The 21,859-nt window shown below is 39.3% G+C and carries 22 protein-coding genes; 4 read left to right on the forward strand and 18 right to left on the reverse strand.

All coding sequences use genetic code 11. From position 1 onward, the window contains the following. Positions 1-485: 485 nt before the first annotated feature. The 10 genes from V7161_RS26885 to V7161_RS26930 form a co-directional block, all read right to left on the reverse strand. A complete protein-coding gene (locus V7161_RS26885) occupies positions 486-3,647 on the reverse strand; it encodes a type I restriction endonuclease subunit R (protein ID WP_335715867.1) in 3,162 nt (1,053 codons plus the stop codon). Further along, positions 3,616-4,794: a restriction endonuclease subunit S gene (locus V7161_RS26890; protein WP_335715868.1), complete on the reverse strand. Its 1,179-nt coding sequence runs from the start codon at positions 4,792-4,794 to the stop codon at positions 3,616-3,618. The genes V7161_RS26885 and V7161_RS26890 overlap by 32 nt, the downstream gene beginning before the upstream one ends. Continuing rightward, the gene (locus tag V7161_RS26895; protein WP_335715869.1) at positions 4,781-6,355 is read right to left on the reverse strand and encodes a type I restriction-modification system subunit M; all 1,575 of its coding nucleotides are present in this window, start codon (positions 6,353-6,355) and stop codon (positions 4,781-4,783) included. The genes V7161_RS26890 and V7161_RS26895 overlap by 14 nt, the downstream gene beginning before the upstream one ends. A gap of 642 nt (positions 6,356-6,997) precedes the next feature. Next, positions 6,998-7,390 (reverse strand): terminase small subunit, encoded by a 393-nt coding sequence (locus tag V7161_RS26900; protein ID WP_335715870.1) that lies wholly within the window; start codon positions 7,388-7,390, stop codon positions 6,998-7,000. A 46-nt stretch (positions 7,391-7,436) separates the two neighbouring features. Next, entirely contained in the window at positions 7,437-7,724 is a 288-nt protein-coding gene (locus tag V7161_RS26905; protein ID WP_335715871.1) for a hypothetical protein, read from the reverse strand. A gap of 92 nt (positions 7,725-7,816) precedes the next feature. Beyond that, positions 7,817-8,062 (reverse strand): hypothetical protein, encoded by a 246-nt coding sequence (locus V7161_RS26910; RefSeq protein WP_335715872.1) that lies wholly within the window; start codon positions 8,060-8,062, stop codon positions 7,817-7,819. Between the two features lie 92 nt (positions 8,063-8,154). Beyond that, a complete protein-coding gene (locus tag V7161_RS26915; RefSeq protein WP_335715873.1) occupies positions 8,155-8,688 on the reverse strand; it encodes an ERCC4 domain-containing protein in 534 nt (177 codons plus the stop codon). 267 nt (positions 8,689-8,955) lie between these two features. Continuing rightward, complete coding sequence (locus V7161_RS26920; RefSeq protein ID WP_335715874.1) at positions 8,956-10,377, reverse strand: DUF3987 domain-containing protein; 1,422 nt, start codon at positions 10,375-10,377, stop codon at positions 8,956-8,958. Positions 10,378-10,379: 2 nt separating this feature from the next. After that, complete coding sequence (locus V7161_RS26925; RefSeq protein WP_335715875.1) at positions 10,380-10,985, reverse strand: CHC2 zinc finger domain-containing protein; 606 nt, start codon at positions 10,983-10,985, stop codon at positions 10,380-10,382. A 33-nt stretch (positions 10,986-11,018) separates the two neighbouring features. Then, positions 11,019-11,306 carry a DNA-binding protein gene (locus V7161_RS26930; RefSeq protein WP_335715876.1) on the reverse strand — a complete coding sequence of 96 codons (288 nt, stop codon included), beginning with the start codon at positions 11,304-11,306 and terminating at the stop codon, positions 11,019-11,021. Between the two features lie 168 nt (positions 11,307-11,474). On the opposite strand from V7161_RS26930, the gene V7161_RS26935 reads away from it, so the two are divergent. Continuing rightward, positions 11,475-12,104, forward strand: a complete 630-nt coding sequence (locus tag V7161_RS26935; protein ID WP_335715877.1) for a helix-turn-helix domain-containing protein — start codon at positions 11,475-11,477, stop codon at positions 12,102-12,104. Between the two features lie 14 nt (positions 12,105-12,118). Further along, positions 12,119-13,288, forward strand: coding sequence for a site-specific integrase (locus V7161_RS26940; RefSeq protein WP_335715878.1), 1,170 nt, complete (start codon positions 12,119-12,121; stop codon positions 13,286-13,288). A 97-nt stretch (positions 13,289-13,385) separates the two neighbouring features. Here the strand turns inward: V7161_RS26940 and groL are convergent, their stop codons facing one another. Together groL and groES are read right to left on the reverse strand one after the other, a co-directional pair. After that, positions 13,386-15,017, reverse strand: coding sequence for a chaperonin GroEL (gene groL / locus V7161_RS26945; RefSeq protein WP_335715879.1), 1,632 nt, complete (start codon positions 15,015-15,017; stop codon positions 13,386-13,388). A 57-nt stretch (positions 15,018-15,074) separates the two neighbouring features. Beyond that, on the reverse strand, positions 15,075-15,359 hold the full coding sequence (gene groES / locus V7161_RS26950) for a co-chaperone GroES (protein ID WP_223596509.1): 285 nt from the start codon (positions 15,357-15,359) through the stop codon (positions 15,075-15,077). A 499-nt stretch (positions 15,360-15,858) separates the two neighbouring features. Here groES and V7161_RS26955 point away from each other — a divergent pair, with 499 nt between their 5' ends. Both V7161_RS26955 and V7161_RS26960 read left to right on the forward strand, forming a co-directional pair. After that, entirely contained in the window at positions 15,859-16,581 is a 723-nt protein-coding gene (locus tag V7161_RS26955) for a CPBP family intramembrane glutamic endopeptidase (protein ID WP_335715880.1), read from the forward strand. Further along, positions 16,578-16,778 carry a YdiK family protein gene (locus tag V7161_RS26960; protein ID WP_223596511.1) on the forward strand — a complete coding sequence of 67 codons (201 nt, stop codon included), beginning with the start codon at positions 16,578-16,580 and terminating at the stop codon, positions 16,776-16,778. The genes V7161_RS26955 and V7161_RS26960 overlap by 4 nt, the downstream gene beginning before the upstream one ends. A gap of 52 nt (positions 16,779-16,830) precedes the next feature. Here V7161_RS26960 and V7161_RS26965 read toward each other — a convergent pair whose 3' ends face one another. The 6 genes from V7161_RS26965 to moaC form a co-directional block, all read right to left on the reverse strand. Next, positions 16,831-18,348 (reverse strand): MDR family MFS transporter, encoded by a 1,518-nt coding sequence (locus V7161_RS26965; RefSeq protein ID WP_335715881.1) that lies wholly within the window; start codon positions 18,346-18,348, stop codon positions 16,831-16,833. Between the two features lie 12 nt (positions 18,349-18,360). After that, the gene (locus V7161_RS26970) at positions 18,361-19,071 is read right to left on the reverse strand and encodes a cytoplasmic protein (protein ID WP_335715882.1); all 711 of its coding nucleotides are present in this window, start codon (positions 19,069-19,071) and stop codon (positions 18,361-18,363) included. Between the two features lie 13 nt (positions 19,072-19,084). After that, positions 19,085-19,807 (reverse strand): polymer-forming cytoskeletal protein, encoded by a 723-nt coding sequence (locus V7161_RS26975; protein WP_335715883.1) that lies wholly within the window; start codon positions 19,805-19,807, stop codon positions 19,085-19,087. A gap of 12 nt (positions 19,808-19,819) precedes the next feature. Next, positions 19,820-20,443 (reverse strand): YhbD family protein, encoded by a 624-nt coding sequence (locus tag V7161_RS26980; protein WP_335715884.1) that lies wholly within the window; start codon positions 20,441-20,443, stop codon positions 19,820-19,822. A 121-nt stretch (positions 20,444-20,564) separates the two neighbouring features. After that, positions 20,565-21,224, reverse strand: a complete 660-nt coding sequence (locus tag V7161_RS26985) for a redox-sensing transcriptional repressor Rex (RefSeq protein WP_335715885.1) — start codon at positions 21,222-21,224, stop codon at positions 20,565-20,567. A gap of 30 nt (positions 21,225-21,254) precedes the next feature. Further along, positions 21,255-21,746, reverse strand: coding sequence for a cyclic pyranopterin monophosphate synthase MoaC (moaC, locus tag V7161_RS26990; protein ID WP_335715886.1), 492 nt, complete (start codon positions 21,744-21,746; stop codon positions 21,255-21,257). Between the last annotated feature and the right edge of the window lie 113 nt (positions 21,747-21,859).

The following is a 21,859-nucleotide window of genomic DNA, read 5'->3' on the forward strand; positions in this document are numbered from 1 at the left end:
GTTGGTGGCTGCATTACTTGTTCGCAATCGTTGAAATTTTGAGACAAACTACGGTCATTAAATGCTGGACCAGACCAGCAAAAACCTGATGATGATTCATAAGATAATCCAGAAGAGTCATTGCATCTTCTACTCAATAATTGTTCACTCCTTTTAAGTATTATCCACAATTGGACAATATTGACTTGTTTTTTACACTATAAACTATTCAAAAAGAGAAATATGGCTTGTACACATGACATAAAAAAATACTATATTGGATTAATTATTGAAGTAAGTATAAAAAAACGACACGCGAGAGGAACCGTATTTCATTTTTTTGCACCTCACTTATGAATATAAAATATGACACCTGCTAAAACCTCTATTTTATTTATTCTATTTTTTGGGATCAATACTTTTAAGTTATGATACCGAAATGTATTCCCAATAAAAAAAGCAGCCTTTACGGCTGCATGAAGTGGGTTACCCTCCTGGCATCTTTACTAAGCATATTTCTTAAAATTCTCCGCCTGCTCCAGCACCTTCTCGAAAACTTCCTCATCCCACTCTGGAGGATATCCGTTTTCGTATAGTAGAACAGTCAAATTCATGTTCAGTTGGTTCTTAATGTCGTCACGTGTCGACCAGTCGGCATATTGAGCTTTTTCGTCAACCAGCTCTTTTATTTTTCTAGCAAGTACAATGCATTTTTCATCCTCGTATTTAAACTGATGTTCATCGCGAACCTTAACTAGAATATCGTAAAATGCCTTTTCCTCATATGATATTCCGAGTTTCTCAAATGATACTTTATCATCTTGTAAATCGGTTAGTATTCTAATTAATTCATCGGATAGATCATTAATAAAGTCTGCTACAACTTCGCTGGTAAAAACAAGCTTATCTCGATTGTTGTATGTTTCAACAACCTTTTTAAGGCGTTCATCAAATACAATAGCCTTTACCTTATTCGTTTTACCATAGCCTGAAATCGCCTTTCTTAACAGCTTGAGCAAAGCATTAAACTTTGATATTGGTAGATCTATAGCATCTAATTGTTTTTGGAAATCATCTCCAAATACATCTTCTGGCTTGTCTGCATTGACAATGTTTTCGATTCCAGTACAGGTGATTGCGTCTTGCACCATTTGTTCGACCACACTATTCATGATTTCTGCGTCCGGTGTGTTGCCTTTGGTTTGCTTATAGATAATTGAGCGAATGGCGAGATATAATTGCGCTTTTATGACTTCTTCATAGGTAAGTTCTCCTGACGGAAAGCAAATCTCGTAGGCCGCCTTTAGTTTGCGTGTTAAATCCATGAATCGTATTTCGATTTCTTTGCTCATCTGCACATATTCCACAGCCGCATTTAAACAAACTAGCCGTTCCAAAGGTTCACCTGTATAGAACTTTTCCGCATTGAAGCCATGCATAAGAGCATCGACTAAGTCTAAATGATTGCGAAAAATGGAAAGTGAAATCGGTAGTTGGTCAATCGGACTTTCCTGTGGACCGCCATAAACTTTTATTGCTTCCAGCATATCTTCCTTAATGCCGATATAATCGACGACCAAACCTTTGACCTTGCTTTCAAAAACGCGATTGACACGGGATATTGTCTGAATTAAAGTGTGTTTCTGAATTGGCTTATCAATATACATAACCGAAAGTGACGGCACGTCGAAGCCTGTAATCCACATATCGACAACAATAGCAATCTTAAAGTTTGAATCGATGTTTTTAAACTGCTTGTCCAGTTTGGCACGATATTCTTTATTACCGCACAAATCAAAGAGCTCTTTTTCGTCATTATCCCCTTGCGTTGCAACAAGCTTAATTTTTTCAAGAGGAATCAACTCATCCAACTTTTCCTCTGGAAGGTTAGCCTGGTTTTCTGCCTTTATTGGAGTATTCCACTCCGGGCGAAGCGCGATAATTTCTTTATAAAGCTTGAATGCCAGCTTTCTATCTGCACAAACAATCATTGCTTTTTGAACTATAGCGGGCTTTTCAGTACATAGTGCTTCATAATGCATCACAATGTCCGCCGCCAGCTTCTTCAGCCGGTCAGGGTGACCGAGTAAACGTTTCATCTCACTCATTGCACGCTTGCTCTCTTCGACTTGCTCCGGATTTGCGCCTTCTTCTGTACATTTATCATAATACTGTTGTATTTCTTTAGCTTGCTCTTCAGATAGAATAACACGTGCCAAACGAGGCTCATAAGCAATACGGACGGTGATACCGTCATCACTGGACTCTTTCATGGTATAACTGTCCACCACTTCACCGAAAACCGCTATAGTCTCGTCAATCGGCGTTCCAGTAAAACCACAGAAAGTTGCGTTTGGGAAAGAATCTCGGAGGTATTTTGCAAATCCAAAATTAGTCGTAACTCCTTTGTCGTTTACTTTCAGTTTTGAACCAGTATTCGTTTGTGTTCTGTGTGCTTCGTCCGAGATACAAATAATATTATATCTGTTAGAGAGAAGCCCCGTTGATTCACAGAATTTCTGAATGGTTGTAATGTAAACGCCGCCGCTGGTTGTACCACCAAGTGCCTCCTGCAAATCTTTTCGAGTTTCAATGCTTCTCACATTCTTGTCGTGTAGGTAGCGTTTGGAAACTACGAACAGCTCGGAAGTTTGGGAGTCTAAATCCTCCCGATCCACTATTATAACTATTGTGGGGTTATTAAATGTTTCACGTTCCCGAAGTGCAAGTAAACGGGACAAGAACATCATAGTATAGGTTTTTCCACAGCCTGTAGCTCCAAAATAAGTACCTCCCTTGCCATCTCCCTGCGGACGTAAATGTGCTTTAATATTTTCAAGCATCTTATTTGCGGCAAAGAACTGTGGATACCGTGTCACAATAGCTAGTTCATGTTGGCTCTCATCCGGATAATATACAAAATCCCGTAGAATACTTGTGACTCTATCTTGGGCAAAAACACCCTTAATCATAGTAAAGAGCGCACTAATACCATTAGAAACCTTTTCCTCATCATTTGCCTTATTCCATGCATAATAATACTCGTAAGGCGTGAAGATACTTGCAAGCTTTGTGTTCGCCCCGTCCGTAATGACGGATAGGAAGCAGTATTTCATCAACTTTGGGATGTCACGGCAGTAGCGGATATGAATCTGTTCCCAGGCATCAAATATTGTTGTATCTTCCTTAACTGCTGATTTAAACTCAAATATTGCGACGGGTATACCATTGATAAACAGTAGCATATCGGGACGACGAAGACGTGTTCCTTGAACGGAATACTGGGTAACGACTTTATAGATATTGTTTTCCAAAATATCAAAATCGATATAACCCACATGCAGAGCAACTTTGCCCGCGTCATCGCGCGGGAGATCAAAACCCTCGTTTACAAGCCAAAAAGCCTCACGATTGCCATTATAAAGTGGGTCGGATGGAATGAGTTTTAGTCGGTTGATAATCTTTTGTATTTCACTTTTTGATAGATTTTCATCTTTATACCTTTTGGCAAGATACGCACGCAGATCATCCTCAAGCAATATGTCTTCAAATTTGCGATGTATGTTTTCGCCAAGTACATGGGTGTAGTCCTCAGCAACAAATAACTTAATTATGGCTCTTTCTAATTGTTCCTCATTAAATTGACCCTTTATAAAGTTTAATTCCATGTCCTGCCCCCGCTTTTAAGGATAGTTTAGCTTCTTCCAGTGAGCCTTTTATCAATATTGGGCAGATATCCTTTATTTTTGCTTTTAACTTCTCATTGATGTCCCTGCGCTTGATATAGGCGTTATAAATATTAACGATTGATCGCTGAACCTCAATGTCAGGTACTGGGATTTTTACCTCGCACATATCATCCCATACGAATGTTTCACGTGCGCTTCCCCATGAATTGAATCGAACGTATCGGTTAAACTCTGAACGACTAAAATGCATCATCAGATATTCTGGTAACAATTCATCTGTCTTCACTACTCTAAAAACTGTCGAAATAGATGAGACCAAATAATGATCGTCAGAGTGGTTAAACGCTAGCGATATTTTATCTCCACGACGCGATGTATCGGATACATATGCGAAACTGCCTACCCTTACAACTTTATAACTCCCTAAACTGACTCCCTTTAAATCTGCCTTTGTAGGAATAAACTCTTTACCTGTTGAAATACCCCGTACACCTTGTGCGTCTATGCACAATGATTTGTTACGCTCATCTAATTGCTCAATGTACTCGCCAATAGCTTTAGGCGGCAAATTCCGTCGTAATTCATCAATATAAGCGTCACAAGTCAATTTAAGATCCTCTAACCCGCTCTCAAATACCTTTTGATTTTGTACCATGGCGTTGTAGAGGTCCACGTATTTTTTTTGAATTGGTAATGGCGGTAAGTCGATTTCAATGTCACACATGTCCTCCCACAAAAAATACTCTCGCGCTGAACCCCATGAGTTAAACCTCGTATATCTGTCAAACTCTGGACGATTGAAATATAAAAATAAGTAATCAGGGAGCAATTCTTCAGGCCTGATTACCCGAAACACAAGCGATATTGTCGATACCAAAAACATATCTTTCGAGGTATTGTAAGCAATTGAAATTTTGTCTCCACGCCGCGAAGTATCCGAAACATAAGAAAAACAATTGGGTGGCACCAGTTTGTATGAATTTAGTCTTACGCCACTCAAATCCGCTTTTGTAGGGATAAATTGCTTATTGGTAGAAATTCCAACAACAGAACTTGTACCATATTCGCCATCAGAATTTTTCAGGTCTAACAATTCCAAAAATGTACCTAATTTACTCAATACCATAGCCAATCCCCTTAAATGCATTTTCCAGAATGGCATGTGATGCTTTCTCTTCCCTCAGAATCTCACGCATCTCGGCCTGGATACGAGCCATTTCAACGGCATAGTCAATCTCTAAATCATGGTCGATAAAATCTATATACTTGCTTGGCGCAAGGGAGTAGTTCCGTGCACGGATTTCCTCCTGCGTCGCCGATTTGCAGAGTTCCGGCATATTAGTAAAAGCAGACCTGTCTGTATTCTGCCAGTCGGTGTAAATCTTCTTGATGGCGGCGATTTGGTCATCGTTGAACATCACATACTTTTTCTCATAAACATTCTCATTCCACTGACGTAGGTCAATAAACAATACCTCCTTCTGTCGGTCGCGTAACTCGCGTCCGTTCAGCATCCGAGCCTTTTTGTTGTTATTGACAATCCAAAGCGTAACCGAAATATCCGTCGAATAGAACATTTCACGAGGAAGAACAATTATTGCCTCCACTTTGTCATTTTCGATAAGCTGTTTGCGAATCTTGTATTCTTCGCCTCCTGCGTTTAAAGCACCGTTTGCGAGTAGGAAGGCCGCTATTCCATTTGTAACATCGAGCTTGGAGATCATATGAAGAATCCATGCATAGTTAGCGTTAGAAGCGGGTGGTACATCATAACCTCTCCAACGGTAATCGTCGGTCAACTCGTCCTTTCCTCGCCAATTTTTCAGATTAAATGGCGGATTCGCCATGATGAAGTCCACTTTGTCATCCTTATGACGATCGTCACTAAAAGTTGAAGTTGCCCTGTCCCCGAGGTCATAGGAAATACCTCGGATTGAAAGATTCATTTTTGCTAGCCGCCATGTGTCGAGATTGGACTCCTGCCCGATCACGGAAATTTTCTGTCGATTGCCATTGTGCCGTTCCACAAACTTAACCGACTGCACAAACATGCCGCCGCTTCCGCAGCAAGGATCATAGACCCGTCCACTGAAAGGCTCTATAAGTTCTGCAATAAGGTTTACGATGCTTGCTGGAGTGTAATATTCACCTTTTTCAGATCCAGAACCACCGTCCATGGCAAACACTTGTAGGAAGTATTCGTACACCCTGCCAATAAGGTCTTTGTCATGAAACTTCTGCTCATCTATCTTATTGATTTCGTCAATCAGTCCTTTAATAGATGAACTTCTAGCGCCAAGAGTAGCATAAAAGTTTTGTGGTAGCGCACCTTTTAATGATGAATTCTTATCTTCAATATCTGCCATTGCCTTGTCCAGAATAACGGCGATATCATCCGAGCTCGCATTCATTACAATGTATGACCAGCGAGACTTTTCACTCAAATAGAATACATTTTCAGAGAGGTAAAAAGATGGTTTATCAAGGAAAGCAGGCACATCACCAAACTGTGCCAATATTGCCTTACGCCTTTTTTCAAACTTATCGCCAGCAAATTTGAGAAATACCAATCCCATAACGGCGTCACGATTTTTTTCATTACCGCCCACAGTTCCTCGGAGGGCGTTCCGGCAATTCCATAAAATGCTATCAAGCGATTGTTCCTTCACTAAAGTCTTTTTTGCCATAATTCACTTCGGTCCTTTCAGAATAAAAACTACTTAGTATGGTAATGGTTAGGAAAAGGAATGTTTATATACCAGCAAGAAAAAATATTATCAAATAAATAATTCACCATGATGCTCTAAATTCCTGTAAGAATTTGGGCTAATATTAGTTCTTTAGCATGACACTTTGCCACACTTTCAGCTGTTTTTGCATTTTCCTCCGGTTTCCTGAGTTATCAATAACAAATTAGGGTATAGATGGCAAAACAAATGGCAAAGCAGCATACCCCAAATGATTGCCACGAGTATTATTTCGTAGCCCCAAATGAATACGTTACCTTGCCTTTTTAGATTCAATAGAAATCAGAATTAGTTGGGGAAATTATTAAAGGATGTTACTGATTAATTTTATCATACATAGCTTATGGTAAGGAAAGATCTTAAACATATATTTACATTTATCCTGCTTTACCTTAAATAATGACAATTTATCTATCATCAATATCTGCTTTTTGTGCCATTGATAATACTTCTATTTTTTTCAACTGAAAATGTATCATGGCAAAGGACTTTAGCTACAATAATTATTGCTAAAAAAATAGAGAGAAATACAATCATTATGACTGTAATTCTCTCATTAATTAATGCAGTATTAACAAAAAATTATGCATCCGCAGCAGTGGGATCAACAAAGCTAAATTCAATCTTATTGTTTAAAGCACCCTGCAATTCCTTTTTATCGACAAATGCACCATTCGTTTTCGCAATGAATTCTGATGCCTTCAGCCGATCCTTCATCTCCGCATTTTCATCCCGCATAATTTCCGTCCAAAACCGCTTTGTTTCAGTGATATCGGCAATAAATTCCACATCCAATTGCGCATTCCGCTCCTTAATGTATTCTTGGACCTTAGCATTCCTGAGCAGGCGGCTGGCATTTACTTCAGCGGCATTCCCTTCAGCATCGTATCCTGCTCTCAAATAGCTCGCTGTGGCATTTCCAGTTTCTATATAATAATCGGCAAATCTCTTTTGCTTGACGTTTAATTCATCCATCTATAACACCTGCCCTTGTTATTATTTCAGCAACCAAACACAACAACTATGAAACATCAATTTTTTCGTCAACCTGCCTACTCAACCAGTTCCCAAAACTAGCTCCCCCCTCTTCTTCTGAATCAATGTAATCTAAGATATCTATAACAAAAATGTCATCTAGAGATAATCTAGTATCCTTTACAATTCTTTTCAAATAATTGAAAAGACCTTCTAATACTCCCAATGTTTCTATATAAATAGGAAGTTTATTTTTATCTATACCGTAAACGTAATAATTATCCAAATCATCTACAATAAGAATTTTCCTAATATCCTCAATTTTTTTAGTCATAAAAACTCTCCAACCTTCTTTTAGATATATTTTGTATAGTTACAGCGTTAGTTTGGCTGAGTAAGAGACAACAGAGATTCTTCTCTATGTTGTTATTTTTTCTTCTTAAAAAGGCTATTGAATAATGTGTCTTCATCAATAAAATAAATGTCTTCAACAGTTAAATTAGCAATCTTCACTGTTTCTTTTACATAATCCCAGAGTATTTCCCATGATTCAAATAACCGCGATTCAATCAATGTTTTACCTTCCCTGAATCTTAAAGTTAAAATATCACAGTTATTATAATTCTCCACAATAACAATTTTCGAAGTTTCCTCTGGTTGATGTATATACATTTTACACTCACTCCTAAATTAGTTTTTAAACAATTACGTCTTTTTCACAACAATGCGATTCACTTAATAAATCATGTTCTGCATCAGAAAACTTATATTAGCTCATTCCTAACCATGTAATAAAAATGATGGTAAATATAGTTTCCAGCGGTGGGGGGGGCAACAAAAACTGTTTGAAATCCGTAACGTGCCTCAAATGCTTTTAATGAACCTAGTAAAGCGCGGGCTTGGTATTCGCTTCTGTATTTGCCAGTAATGATATTTTGATAGCCATTAGGATCTTCAACCAGGATCAGAAAAGGGAACCGCTGCGCCCGAATCAACTCATTCTCAAACCGAGTCCTGTCTTTAATCGTGGCCGCCAGCTCGTCCACACTGTTTTTCCTTTCAATGGCTGCCGGAAAGTATAAATCCCTATGAATCCCAAGCTCCTCATTTTTAGGCAAGTAGGCTGCATAATCCCCATAATCCAACTTTTTCTCTTCATATGGGATTCTCTTAGACTTAAAATAATCAATAATATGCTTGTTTTCTTGCTCCCTCGAATCAACCAATATCACTATAGACGACAGTAATTTTTTAATTTCTGTTTCAGTAAATTTATATTTGATAGTTCCATCTTTCATATGACTTTCTCCTTCTCCAGTATATAAATACGTCATTAACGCTATTAACTCCATTAATCATTAACTCTTGAATTATCGTGCTATAAACCTATTTGTGATGAACGTTTTTAATAAGTTTTTTATTACGTCATTAATAATTTCCAGACTCTATTTCAAATAAAAAGCGTTATTAATCGCGTCAAAAAAGACGTTCAAATTAAAGGTATTGGATACACTATTATCAAGGGTTTATTATTAAACGCGTTAACAACGTTAATGTCGTTAAGACTAATCTGTTAGTGATATTTTGGTAATGTTTTTCTTCACTCCTTCCTTTCGTATAGAATCAACTCTAATAAAGCCGTTAGATAATAAGTCTTCTACAATAAGATCTATTTCATTTTTACTAAGGTTTTTATGAAAAAACTCCCTGACTTCAGTTCTAGTCATGCCGTCTTTGCCGCTGTCTTTTCGAAATTTTAACTCGTCTAGGAGTTTAATAGCTCTACTGTTTTTTAGAATCCCTTGATTGCCGAAAATGAAGCGAGCTGAACCAAAACAATATTTCCACAAATCCAGCGCAGCCATTAAATGGATAACTTTTATCTCGTAAGATTCATCCAATAAGGCATATACGCAAGCGAGACGCATTGTTTGAGCCTCCGCGCGGCTTGTGACTGCTCCAATTACACCGCCTGTCCCAGTTGACAATGGTCCATAGACTTTTTCCCATAATTGCTCTGCTTCTTTATCTCTTTTTAATTCCCCTGCGGTAGACCCAAACTTAACAGCAGATTTTATCTTATTTACTAGCGGCGAAATATCTATTTCGTGAAAAGCTCCTCCACTTGGAAGCAGTTTTGACCGTTCAACCATTAACCATAAGAAGCGATTCGCAAAACCATTAACTAAATCTACATTAGAAATTTCCTTTTTTAATTCATCCTGTGTAATCTGACCTAAAATGGATAAATGTGCATTTGTAGCTTTTAATGGGTTTTTGGTTAATGTTCTCGGGCTGCCAGTATCCCAAAACTCTCTAACAATTGCAGAAAGGGTATTTCCAACCCTATTGGCAATTCTCAATACCTTCCCAAACTCCTCTTCAACAACTAGAACTCTTTTATCCTCTATTCCTTCATCAACGATTTCACCATTTTTTATTTCTTCATCTCTTACGGCATAAATTAACCCTTCACCACTAGACATACCTGAAAGCATATGGTCTTGTTCCCACTCTGGTTCTATCGAATTAAAAATTAATCTAACAGGACTTAGGGAAGTTCCCTTTCTCCCTTTACCAGTAGCCCCAACAACGACCGCAAATATACGTGCAGGGTGCCTCCTTGCTGCTGCTGTAAAGTGTGCAGAATCGCCGATAATATTTCCATACGCAGTTAAAAAGGTTATTAATGTTGCCATCGGATCTGCCTCGGTATGAGGGTCAATGGTACGCACTACCTCACCAGCTAATCCATAAAACGCAGGTGCAGCGGGACCTTCTTCAGTGGGATATAACCTCAGTTTTGGAGTAAATGCACCGCTTTCATTAACAAAATCTTCTTCATCGATAAATAAGTTTTCAACTTGGTCATGTTTTACTTGGTTTTCTTCTCCCAAATTTGAAATATTTAAATCTTCATTGAGAACTTCATTTACCTTTTCGATCGGATATGTTTTTAAAAAAATATCCGCAGTTTTACTTGCCAAAGTTAAAACACCTTTCCGTTTATTTCTTTGATAAAGCAATTAACCTCTTCCAATGTTTGAAACTGGATATGGGGATCATCATCAATTAAACAAACCAACCAATGCTCCACCTGTCTAATAATGTGATACAAGTCTCCAACTTGGTCCAAATCTTCTGGTGTTTTAATAGTGGAAATAGCATCATTTAACAGCTTTTCGACCCACTTTAATTTATCAATGCTTTGGATTAACTTTTTATTAAACTTTTTTTGAAGTGCTGCCACGAGTTGAGTGTTAACTTTTTTTCGCTGCCATTCTTTTGCCTGAGCACTATCAGGCTCTGTTAGTCCATAATCACTTATTATTGTTTCAACTGCTTTGTAATAGTCCAAATTAAGTGATAATTTCACAATATCGATCACATTGCCCGCTTTTCCATCATTGCAGCCACCCCAACAAAAGAAACTATTTGTATCCGTATATACCGTAAAACTGGGACTTCGATCGTTATGATAAGGGCAACGAATATTGAAGCTTCGACGGCTTGTCTTAGCCTTAAAAAAATTTACCCCTGCATATTTTTCAAGTGCATCCGTTATTGAAATAGTATTTTTTATTTGGTCGATCATTGACATAGACTCACCTCAGTGATTTAAGATTTATTAATTATTCACCATTCCACCACGTTGTCGAACCTCATCGAACCATAGATCAATAAATTCTTGAACTTCTCTCCGATTAAAGGCCCACTTTTTCCCTATACGAATACTGGGAAAGTTAGGATCATGGAGAAATAACTTTTCTATGGTAGGCCATGAGAGATTTAATGTTTTGCAAAGTTGTTTGCTGTCCATAATCATGGTATCGAGTTCAATTTTTTCAAGATGCCTTTGAACCTCTTCCAGGTATAGAGCTTTCAACTGACTTTCATCCATTTTTATTTCAAACATTTTTGCACTCCTTTAGATGACTGTATTTTTCCTTCATTTATGAAGGTTAATAAACATTATAGTTATATAATCCTTCATTGTAAATATATTTATACCATTATTTCATAACAAAGTTGCTTTTAATGAAGGTCGGGGGGTAAGATGTAATATTATAAGGAGGAAAATTTTATGAGTTTTGAAGGAAATAGATTACGAACTGCCCGCAAATTTAAAAAGCTAACCATAGATACTCTCATAGCTGAAGTTAATGAAAAGTATAATATGAAGTTAAATAATGGAATGGTATCGAAATGGGAAAATAATAAGGTTATTCCTCGAATTGATACTATTTCTGTGCTTGCCGAGTATTTAGATGTCCCAGTTGGATACCTTCTAGGTAACAATGACTTAGGCAACCTTATTCTTGATTTAAGATTAAAAAAGAAATATAAAACTAGAGAATTAAGCATCGGTAGTGGCGTTAGTGAAACAGATCTTAATTTTATTGAAGCTGGTGTATCCTTGCCTGCAGATGACTATGCATTGAATAGTATAGGATTTGTTTTTGGTGTGGAAGATTTACGAAGTTATGCAAATAATCAAGGAATCTTTGGACCGGTAACCAATGAAGAATTAAATCAGGAGAAGACAAAAAACTTATTAGAACAATTTGATGATAATTTTCCACCAATAGATTTTACTGATCTTCACGTTGTACTAGAAGGAACGAAAGATGTCCGGTATAAACATTTGGCCCTTACATCTAAGCAAAAAAGCAAACTAATGAAAATAATTGAGATACTACTTGAGGATGAATAAAGGAGGCAATCCAAATGGCACAATTCCGACAACGAGGGAAAACATGGACTTTTGTTGTGGATATGGGTATAGATCCACTGACAAAAAAACGCCGCCCCCAAATTACAAAGGGCGGTTTTAAGACTAAAAAGGAAGCACAAGCCGCAGCGCGTATTATTGAATTAGAAAAACAAAATGGAACTCTTATTAAAGAATCAAATATTCCATTTGAAAACTTCGCCCACGACTGGCTAAAAACCTATAGCCGCAGTGGAGTAAAGGTTAGCAGTGTAAGAGCCAGAGAAAAAGAAATTAAACATTTTATTAAGGTATGGGGGCCATATCCCATTAGTCGAATTTCAAGGAAAATGTTTGAGGAACGAATTTTAGAACTTAACGAACAATATAGCCATAATTATGTAGATGGTATTAATGCTTGTGGAAGAATGATATTTCGAAAAGCAGTTGATCAGGGGTTAATTAAAACAAATCCTACTGAGGGCTTCCAATTACCTAAGAAACAAAAAACGGTTGAGGAGTTAGAAAAAGAAGAAGAGGAAATTATCTTTTTAGAAAAAGAAGAACTAGCTCATTTTCTTAAATTATCCCAAAAGGATGGTCTTGAAATGGATCACCTGGTCTTTACAGTACTAGCATATACAGGGCTAAGAATAGGCGAACTTCTAGCTTTAAAATGGGCTGATTTTAGCGAGAAACAAGGGTCTATACGTATTACAAAAACATTGTATAATCCAAATAACAATTATGAGAAATACCAGCTGCTCACGCCAAAAACCCATGGATCGGTCCGTACCATTCGAATCGATGATATGTTAATAAGCATGTTGAAAAGGCATCGAATTAAACAAAATGAGATAAAGTTAAAAAATAATATAGTATATAAAGATAACGGCTTTATTTTTGCTCGTGAGGATGGCCATCCACAATTAAGAAAAGTAATGGAAACAAGGCTTAAAAGATTGCTGAATAAAGCCGGAATCAAAAGGAACATTACACCGCATTCATTCCGCCATACCCATACCTCTTTATTAATCGAAGCGGGTGTAGGTATAAAAGAAATTCAACAGCGGTTAGGACACAGTGACATTAATACGACTATGAACATTTACGCACATATGACCAAAAACATGGAAGAAAAGGCCTCCCAACAGTTTAGCAAACTGATGAAAGACCTTCTCCAATAGTTGGTTTTTCTTTTTTCGATTTATGCGGACAAACTCGCGGACAAGTTTTATACCTTACGAGTTCATCACTTGATATAACTGGGTTTTAAGGCCCTAATTACATCATGCCGCCCATGCCGCCCATTGCGCCCATGTCAGGCATTCCAGCAGCACCAGCTGGTTCTGGCTTGTCAGCAACAACTGCTTCAGTTGTTAAGAACATAGCTGCAACAGATGCAGCATTTTGAAGCGCAGAACGAGTTACTTTAGTTGGATCCACGATACCAGCTTCGATCATGTTTACCCATTCGCCATTAGCAGCGTTGAAGCCTGTTCCAACTGCTTCGCGCTTTAAGCGGTCAACGATAACTGAGCCTTCAAGGCCAGCGTTGTGAGCAATTGTGCGAACTGGCTCTTCCATCGCACGTAATACGATGTTGATACCTGTTGCTACGTCGCCTTCAGCTTGGATTCCAGCTACTTTGCTGTATACGTTTAGAAGGGCAACACCACCACCGGATACGATACCTTCTTCAACTGCAGCACGAGTAGAGTTCAAAGCGTCTTCGATGCGAAGCTTGCGCTCTTTTAATTCAGTTTCAGTTGCAGCACCAACTTTGATTACTGCTACACCGCCAGCTAGTTTAGCTAGGCGCTCTTGTAATTTTTCACGGTCAAATTCAGAAGTAGTTTCTTCTAATTGAACACGGATTTGGTTTACACGAGCTTCGATCGCTGCAGAATCTCCTGCACCTTCAACGATTGTTGTGCTTTCTTTTGTTACAACCACTTTAGAAGCGCGTCCTAAAGATTGGATTGTAGCAGTTTTTAATTCACGACCAAGCTCTTCAGTGATGACTTCTCCGCCAGTTAAGGCAGCGATATCTTCAAGCATTGCTTTACGGCGGTCACCAAAGCCAGGAGCTTTAACAGCAACTGCATTGAATGTTCCGCGAAGCTTGTTCACTACTAATGTAGATAATGCTTCACCTTCGATATCTTCAGCAACAAGTAATAATGGCTTACCTTGTTGAACCACTTGCTCAAGAACTGGAAGGATTTCTTGAATGCTTGAAATCTTCTTGTCAGTAATTAAGATATATGGGTTTTCTAATACAGCTTCCATTTTTTCAGTATTTGTTACCATGTAAGCTGAAACGTAACCACGGTCGAATTGCATGCCTTCAACAACGTCTAGTTCAGTTGTGAAGCCTTTAGACTCTTCAATTGTGATAACGCCGTCGTTGCCAACGCGCTCCATTGCTTCAGCGATTAATTGGCCTACTTCTTCGTCAGCAGCAGAAATAGCCGCTACTTGTGCGATAGAAGATTTACCTTCGATTGGTTTTGAGATAGCTTTTAATTCTTCAACAGCTGTAATTACTGCCTTTTCAATCCCTTTGCGGATACCCATTGGGTTTGCACCAGCTGTTACGTTCTTTAAGCCTTCGCGGATCATCGCTTGAGCAAGAACAGTTGCAGTTGTTGTACCGTCACCGGCAACATCGTTTGTTTTGCTTGCTACTTCAGCAACAAGCTTAGCACCCATGTTTTCGAATGCATCTTCTAATTCGATTTCTTTTGCGATCGTTACACCGTCATTTGTAATTAATGGTGAACCGAATTTTTTCTCAAGAACCACGTTGCGTCCTTTAGGTCCAAGAGTTACTTTTACTGCATTTGCAAGTGTATCTACACCGCGAAGCATAGCGCGTCGAGCGTCTTCACTAAACATAATTTCTTTAGCCATCGTTCAAAAAACCTCCTCTTATTATTTCAGGTGTTTATTTTTTAAAAATCAACCTTACTAAGCTAAAACAGCAAGGATATCGTTTTCACGTAAAATTAAATATTCAACGCCTTCGAATTTTACTTCAGTACCAGCGTATTTTGAGAAGATAATGCGGTCGCCTACAGCTACTTCAAGGGCAACACGTTCGCCATTTTCAAGCACACGGCCTGTACCAACGGCAACAACTTTTCCTTCCTGAGGCTTTTCTTTCGCTGAATCCGGTAATACGATACCGCTTGCAGTTTTTTCTTCTGATTCAACAAGCTCAATGACAATGCGATCACCTAATGGTCTTAACAAATCAAACAACCTCCTCAAAAATATATGTAATTCTGACATTATTAGCACTCTCTACGAATGAGTGCTAACACAATTATTATAATAATGAATCTGTAAATCTTTTGCAAGTCTGAAGCATAAAATTTTTACAGCAGGGCAAATCTTTTTTTCAACCTTAATCAGTATGTGAAATACAGCAATTTCTATACAAAGAATTTGGTTAAATTGTTCAAAATTGAACGGGGCCCTTTTTAACGGTAAAATGTAGGATGGAATCCATATGAATTTATTTCAATTTAAATTAAAGGCTGTGTTATAGGTAACTGATGATTTTTTAAACCTGTTGGAGCGGAAGGCGCGAGACTCCTGCGGGATATAGAGGTCACTGGAGACCCCGCAGGCGCCAAAGCGCCGAGGAGGCAGGGACCTCCCCGCGGAAAGCGAAGCACCTGGAGCGTAATATCAACAGCCAAGTCAAACACAGCCATATTAAAAAATAGATCAGAAGGAGAATACTTATTTGAAAAGGGAATATTGGATAATTTTAATTGTTTATATCGTTATGCAGTTTTCCAGTTTAGCTGGCGTTCCGTTATTTATGTTCGGTTTTAAGCATTTTGGGGGCAAACTGGAGTTAGCTGTGCCCGTTTGGCTGTTGACTAGTTTTACAGTTGCTCTCATCATTATTCTTTTTATGTTACGGAACGAAATGAAAGGACAAAGCTTCGACCGCAAGGGAAGTTCCTTTTGGTACTCGGCGATGTGGGCAGTGGCCGGCTTTTTCTTAGCTCTATTTGCCCAGTACGTGGCGGCTATTATTGAGCACCTGATTGGCATTAACCCAGGCTCAGAGAACACGAAAGAGATTGTTAATATTATCGAAACCTTTCCATTAGCAATTTTTGTCACAAGCATTGTGGGGCCGATTCTAGAAGAAATTGTTTTTCGAAAAATCATTTTTGGTGCCCTTCATAAACGATTTAATTTCTTTATCTCAGCGATTATTAGCTCGGTCATTTTTGCCGCAGCCCATATGGAGTTTCAGCATATCTTACTTTATTCGGCTATGGGCTTCACCTTTGCTTTTCTTTATGTCAAAACAAAACGCATCATCGTGCCGATCTTTGCGCATGTCACGATGAATACCTTAGTTGTCCTCGTTCAGTCTGTTTATCGGGAGGATATCGAAAGACTGATGCGGGAGGCCGAGGCGGTTCAAAACTTTATCGGAGGCTTTCTATGAGACGTTCACCCTTGATTTCCGGATTGATTTACTTTCTACTCGGCAGTTTATTTACTTACTTCGCTATTGATGATGTGCAATCAAATGGCTGGGGCTTTTTCAGTTACCTGCTCGTTGTCTTAGCCACCTTTGACTTCGGCTCCGGCCTAAAAATGATCACTATCCACTTTAAATATAAAAACAAAGTAGATAAATAAAAAAAGGTGTCAGGCACCATGTGAAAAATTCACAATGGTGCCTGACACCTTTTTATTTGGAAATCCCTTGCTGCTTATGGAACACCATTCGTTCTTTGCCTAAGATAAAGATGAAGAGAAAGGCGATGCCTGCCGGGACAAGTGCCCATGTAAAGGTATGAACTATGGAGCTGGAAAGGGCATCGGTAATTTTATCAAGAATCTGCGGAGGAATGTTCTTTCTTGCCTCTTCCGATAATAACGCTCGTGAATCGCCAAATGCTCCGCTCTTAGGCATTGGCCCCATTCCGGAAAACGCCTTTTCCAATCCCTCTTTAAAGTCGCTCCTTTGTATCGTTCCAAAAATCGTAATCCCAATAGTCATTCCTAGGGAGCGGATAAAGTTGCTGGTGGAGGTGGCGGAGCCCCTTTGCTCCATCCCGAATGGATGAATCGCGGCCATGCTTAAAACGGAAAAAGAGAATCCTACCCCTAAACCTATGACAATCATATACAGGGTTAAGATCGCCCTGCTTGTTTCTGGTGTAATGGTGCTGAGCAGGATAAAACCGCCTATCAAGATGACACCGGAAATAAACATTATGTTCCGATAGCTCATCTTTGTCGTTAAAAAGCCGCCAAGCTGTGCCGTCACAACGGAACCCAGCATCATCGGCAATAAAATAAGCCCCGAATTCGTAGCGCTTCCTCCATATACTCCCTGCACAAAAATCGGGATATAAACGGTTCCCGCCATAAAAGCAGCCCCATAAAACAAGCCAACTAGTGTACTTCCAGCGAACAACTGGTTTTTAAACATCGCAAACGAAATAATCGGATCCTTCGCTTTTGTTTCGACAAATAAAAAGATCAAAAATAAAACCCCGAAGCCCGTAAATAAACTAATAATCGTCGAAGAATCCCAAGCATACTTTTGTCCCCCTAATTCAAGGGCAAACATTAAACAAACTACTGCGCCAATTAACGTCACAGCTCCCCACCAGTCAATCGACTGCTTCTGGTGAATCGGCGATTCCTTGTAAGAGATGATGATAAAAATCAATGATAAAATCCCTAGTGGAAGATTAATATAGAAAATCCAATGCCAGCTGATATGGTCGGTAATATACGCACCCAACAGCGGCCCGAAGATACTTGAAAGCCCGAAAACTGCCCCGAACAAACCACCCATTTTCCCGCGTTTTTCGGGTGGAAATAAATCGAACATAATTGTAAACGCAATCGGGACAAGCGCACCGCCGCCAACCCCTTGAATCGCGCGGTAAATACTTAATTGCGTGATCGTTTCGGCTGTTCCGCACAGGGCCGAGCCGGCCATAAACAATATTAACCCAAAAATAAAGAACCTTTTGCGGCCATACATATCCGATAATTTGCCAAAAATCGGCATCCCGGCCATTTCCGCGACCATATAAGCGGAGACCACCCAGACGAAGCTTTCCAGCCCGCCAAGATCACCGACAATCGTTCCCATCGCCGTGACGACAATCGTGTTATCCATCGAGGCCATCAATATCCCCAGTAATAGCCCCGCGACAACCAAACCTAATTTACTCTCTTTTGCTACCATCCGATTTCTCCTTTATATCTTTGTCTTTGTTTTGATCGTTGCTTGTGAATCCTGGCTTAGATGCTCTCGATACTCCACCAAGCCTACTTGGCAGCCCTGGCCAATTTTTACCTGGTTGCCCCGAACAATATCTGCCGTTGTATTTTCGAGAAAAATATCATCCCCTTCGATGACTTTCGCTTTAAGAGTTCCAACCTCTTTTCCGAAGGGAAGAAGGGAGCTCTTTTTCTTTTTGACGGTTATTTTTCCCCCGCCAATTTCCTCTGCAGTGCTTTGGCCGAAGCGCAAACCCACCTTAATCGTATCTGCGGTTAATAATCCCTTAATTTCAAAACCGCCGCTCGAATCAAAGGTTTCATATTCCACATCGCCATTTACCACGATGCTTCCTTTAATCGATGCTTGATCGCCGAAAAGTCTCTCTCCCACTTCGAGCAGCCCAAGGATCTTTATTTTTTTCAACTGTGCCCGGCTGCCGACGGACATCGTTCCCATGATCAGCGTTTCCTCTGCCTCGATATTCCCTTTAACCTCTGCTTCCCCCAAAATTTTTACTGAACCTGTTTTAACATTTTCGACCGCTTCACTAGTTCCATATACATGAAAAGAGGAACATTCTACATCATTTACAATTGTTCCTTCGCCCCTGATCCTGATTTTATCGTAACGGCCGCCAGGGTAACTTCCTGAACCATTGATAATCAAGTTTGCATCTTTTTTCATTTCCCTTCCCCCCTTATGCCTTTCTGATATCATTCACGACAGCATTTTTATCCTGTGAAAATTCGTCTGTGTACTCAACAACACCAATCTGACAGTTCGGTCCAATTCTGACCTGATTGCCCCGCACCACCTTGGCAATCGTATTTTCCAAGTCAATTTTATCCCCTTCGATTAACTCCGTTTCTAATTGTGCTTTGAAAATTGGCTTAAATAAAGCACTGATGAACGACCCTTTATGCTGCCTTACAGTTATGGTTTGCCCGCCAATCTCTTTTGCTTTGCATTCCCCATAAATCTTTATATCTACCTGATCCGCATTTAGAAGCCCTCCGATCGCGAAGCGGTATTCGCCTTTAAAATACTCAGCCTCGCAGTCTTCCCCAACAGATAACATGCCGCGAAGTTTAATCTCCTCACATTTTACGCTCCCGCCCACAGAAGCTTTCCCAGAAATCCTTAAATTTTTTACATTCAGGTTCTGCTCAAATTTTGCCGTCCCATCAACTGTCAACTTTTCGCTCTCGAAGGTTCCTTTAAACTTGGCATTCCCGTTTACTCTGGCTGTATCTGCTGTAACATTCCCACTGACCGTCCCTAAGCCATTACATTCAAATTCATGACATTCCACATCATCGTTGATTGTCCCTCTGCCATTCAATGTAACTAGGTTAAACTGTCCCCCATTTGAAGAACCTAGGCCATTAATGACCAAATCTCCCCTGTTTTTCAATTCCATAAGAATTCTCCTTTATAATAATTTCGACTTAATTTCTTCCATACAGGTCATCAAGGAAACCTGGACGACAATCTTAGTTCCCCGCTCAAAATGGACCTCTTCTGCATTAATCAGTAAGAGACACGATGATACGCCGAGCTTGCGGGTTATCATGAGTTCACAGCTTTTTTGCTTAATCAGCGCGGCATTATCCTTTAGCACCTGCAGCAGCATTTTCCCTTCATCCAAATTGATTTCCCCAGACTGCAGCAGCTTTTCTAAAACATAAACTTCAAGCATTCTGGAAAAATTAAAATTTGGTCCGCTTTGGTCATTTTCTAGGTAAAAATTCATTACCGCATTTGAAACAATGTTACGTTTCATTAATTCGTCCTTATCTAGCTGCAAATCGCTCAGGCTCGGAGAAAACATGTCGGCTAGTTCATCCAACGATAGATTTTCCTTCATTGTTTGAATTTTATTGATTCTTTCTAGGATTTTTTCCTTCGGAAAGAAGGTTTCCTGGCCCGTAAACGTCGATTTCCTTACAAACCATTCCTCTGGTATAAGATCTTTACGCTTCCATCTATATAGCTGACCATAAGATATTCCCGCCAGCTCTAATAATTCCTTTTTGGAAATTAACTCCTCGCTCATGATTAAAACCCCTTTCTATGTAACAATGTAACATAACACTGTTACGTTGTAAAGATTCAAAAAACTTGTCCTAATAAAAAAAGGGCCTTCCGCAAAATTTTGCGAAAAACCCTTAAACATTTTATTCTTCGATTTCATCTGTTGGATTTGGATAATGCTTTAAAAAGTAAATCAATGATTGCAGCTCGACAGCTAAATCAATGTGATGAACACGAAGCGAGGACGGAACATTTAATCTTGCCGGTGTGAAATTTAAGATCCCTTTCACATTTGCCTTTACAAGCCGGTCTGTAATCATTTGGGCGACCTGCGCCGGAACGGTTAAAATCGCCACCGATATTTGGTGTTCGGTGATTACCCTCTCCAGCTCATCCAAATGATAAACCGGTACCTCGCGAATCATCGTTCCCATTTTTCCAGGATCGACATCAAATGCGCATTCAATTTTCGTATTATTATTTTTTAAAAAATTATAGTTTAAAAATGCTGTGCCAAGGTTCCCCACACCAATCAAAGCAACCTTTGTCAGTTCATCCTGGTCCAATGTTTTCCGGAAAAAGGTTAATAAGTAATTCACATTGTAGCCATAACCCTTTTTCCCTAAAGCTCCGAAATAGGAAAAATCCCTTCGGATGGTCGCCGAATCTACCTTAACCGCTTCACTTAATTCTGCTGATGAAACTCTTTGCTTGCCGGAAGAATGCAGGTTTTTTAAAAATCGATAATAAAGGGGCAGCCGTTTGGCTGTCGCCTGTGGTATTTTCATCGTTTCATTACTCATAATCTCCCACACCCCATATAAATAGTTTTGTTAAACTAGTTCTGTTCTCTTAAAATCTCCATTTTTACCGCCTGTTTTCTCTACTAAATAGGTCGGCCCGATGACCATTCCTTTATCAACGGCTTTACACATATCATAAACGGTTAAGGCACAGGCAGAGGCCGCTGTTAACGCTTCCATTTCTACACCTGTATTTCCTTTTGTTTTAACAAAAGCATCAATATGTAATTGATAGTTATCTCCGGTCTGCTCCCATGAGAAGGAGATATTCACTCCCGTTAATGGAATCGGGTGGCACATTGGAATGAGATCCCATGTCTTTTTCGCAGCCATCACGGCGGCAACCTGCGCTACAGCTAAGACATCGCCTTTTTTCATTTCATGATTTGTTATTTTTTCAAAAATTTCTCTGCTGACTGTAATACTTGAATGAGCAAGAGCTGTGCGAGCCGTTTCTGGTTTATCGCTGACGTCGACCATCTTAGCTCTGCCTTCTTCATTAAAATGAGTGAATTCTGCCATATAAACAATCCTCCGATTAAATCATACACTATTTTTCTTTCTATGTCTGTGAAACTTTGAACTATCGGTACATTTTTTTGTCCATGAGGTATTCACTTCAGGGGAACTAACTT

Source organism: Neobacillus drentensis (assembly GCF_036965425.1).
Lineage (GTDB): Bacteria > Bacillota > Bacilli > Bacillales > Cytobacillaceae > Neobacillus > Neobacillus drentensis_F.

Bases quoted from the DNA above. Each gene is read 5' to 3' on its own strand.
- V7161_RS26885 (WP_335715867.1), bottom strand. From the start codon at position 3,647: ATGGAATTAAACTTTATAAAGGGTCAATTTAATGAGGAACAATTAGAA.
- V7161_RS26890 (WP_335715868.1), bottom strand. From the start codon at position 4,794: ATGGTATTGAGTAAATTAGGTACATTTTTGGAATTGTTAGACCTGAAA.
- V7161_RS26895 (WP_335715869.1), bottom strand. From the start codon at position 6,355: ATGGCAAAAAAGACTTTAGTGAAGGAACAATCGCTTGATAGCATTTTA.
- V7161_RS26900 (WP_335715870.1), bottom strand. From the start codon at position 7,390: ATGGATGAATTAAACGTCAAGCAAAAGAGATTTGCCGATTATTATATA.
- V7161_RS26905 (WP_335715871.1), bottom strand. From the start codon at position 7,724: ATGACTAAAAAAATTGAGGATATTAGGAAAATTCTTATTGTAGATGAT.
- V7161_RS26910 (WP_335715872.1), bottom strand. From the start codon at position 8,062: ATGTATATACATCAACCAGAGGAAACTTCGAAAATTGTTATTGTGGAG.
- V7161_RS26915 (WP_335715873.1), bottom strand. From the start codon at position 8,688: ATGAAAGATGGAACTATCAAATATAAATTTACTGAAACAGAAATTAAA.
- V7161_RS26925 (WP_335715875.1), bottom strand. From the start codon at position 10,985: ATGATCGACCAAATAAAAAATACTATTTCAATAACGGATGCACTTGAA.
- V7161_RS26930 (WP_335715876.1), bottom strand. From the start codon at position 11,306: ATGTTTGAAATAAAAATGGATGAAAGTCAGTTGAAAGCTCTATACCTG.
- V7161_RS26935 (WP_335715877.1), top strand. From the start codon at position 11,475: ATGAGTTTTGAAGGAAATAGATTACGAACTGCCCGCAAATTTAAAAAG.
- V7161_RS26940 (WP_335715878.1), top strand. From the start codon at position 12,119: ATGGCACAATTCCGACAACGAGGGAAAACATGGACTTTTGTTGTGGAT.
- groL (WP_335715879.1), bottom strand. From the start codon at position 15,017: ATGGCTAAAGAAATTATGTTTAGTGAAGACGCTCGACGCGCTATGCTT.
- V7161_RS26960 (WP_223596511.1), top strand. From the start codon at position 16,578: ATGAGACGTTCACCCTTGATTTCCGGATTGATTTACTTTCTACTCGGC.
- V7161_RS26965 (WP_335715881.1), bottom strand. From the start codon at position 18,348: ATGGTAGCAAAAGAGAGTAAATTAGGTTTGGTTGTCGCGGGGCTATTA.
- V7161_RS26970 (WP_335715882.1), bottom strand. From the start codon at position 19,071: ATGAAAAAAGATGCAAACTTGATTATCAATGGTTCAGGAAGTTACCCT.
- V7161_RS26975 (WP_335715883.1), bottom strand. From the start codon at position 19,807: ATGGAATTGAAAAACAGGGGAGATTTGGTCATTAATGGCCTAGGTTCT.
- V7161_RS26980 (WP_335715884.1), bottom strand. From the start codon at position 20,443: ATGAGCGAGGAGTTAATTTCCAAAAAGGAATTATTAGAGCTGGCGGGA.
- V7161_RS26985 (WP_335715885.1), bottom strand. From the start codon at position 21,224: ATGAGTAATGAAACGATGAAAATACCACAGGCGACAGCCAAACGGCTG.
- moaC (WP_335715886.1), bottom strand. From the start codon at position 21,746: ATGGCAGAATTCACTCATTTTAATGAAGAAGGCAGAGCTAAGATGGTC.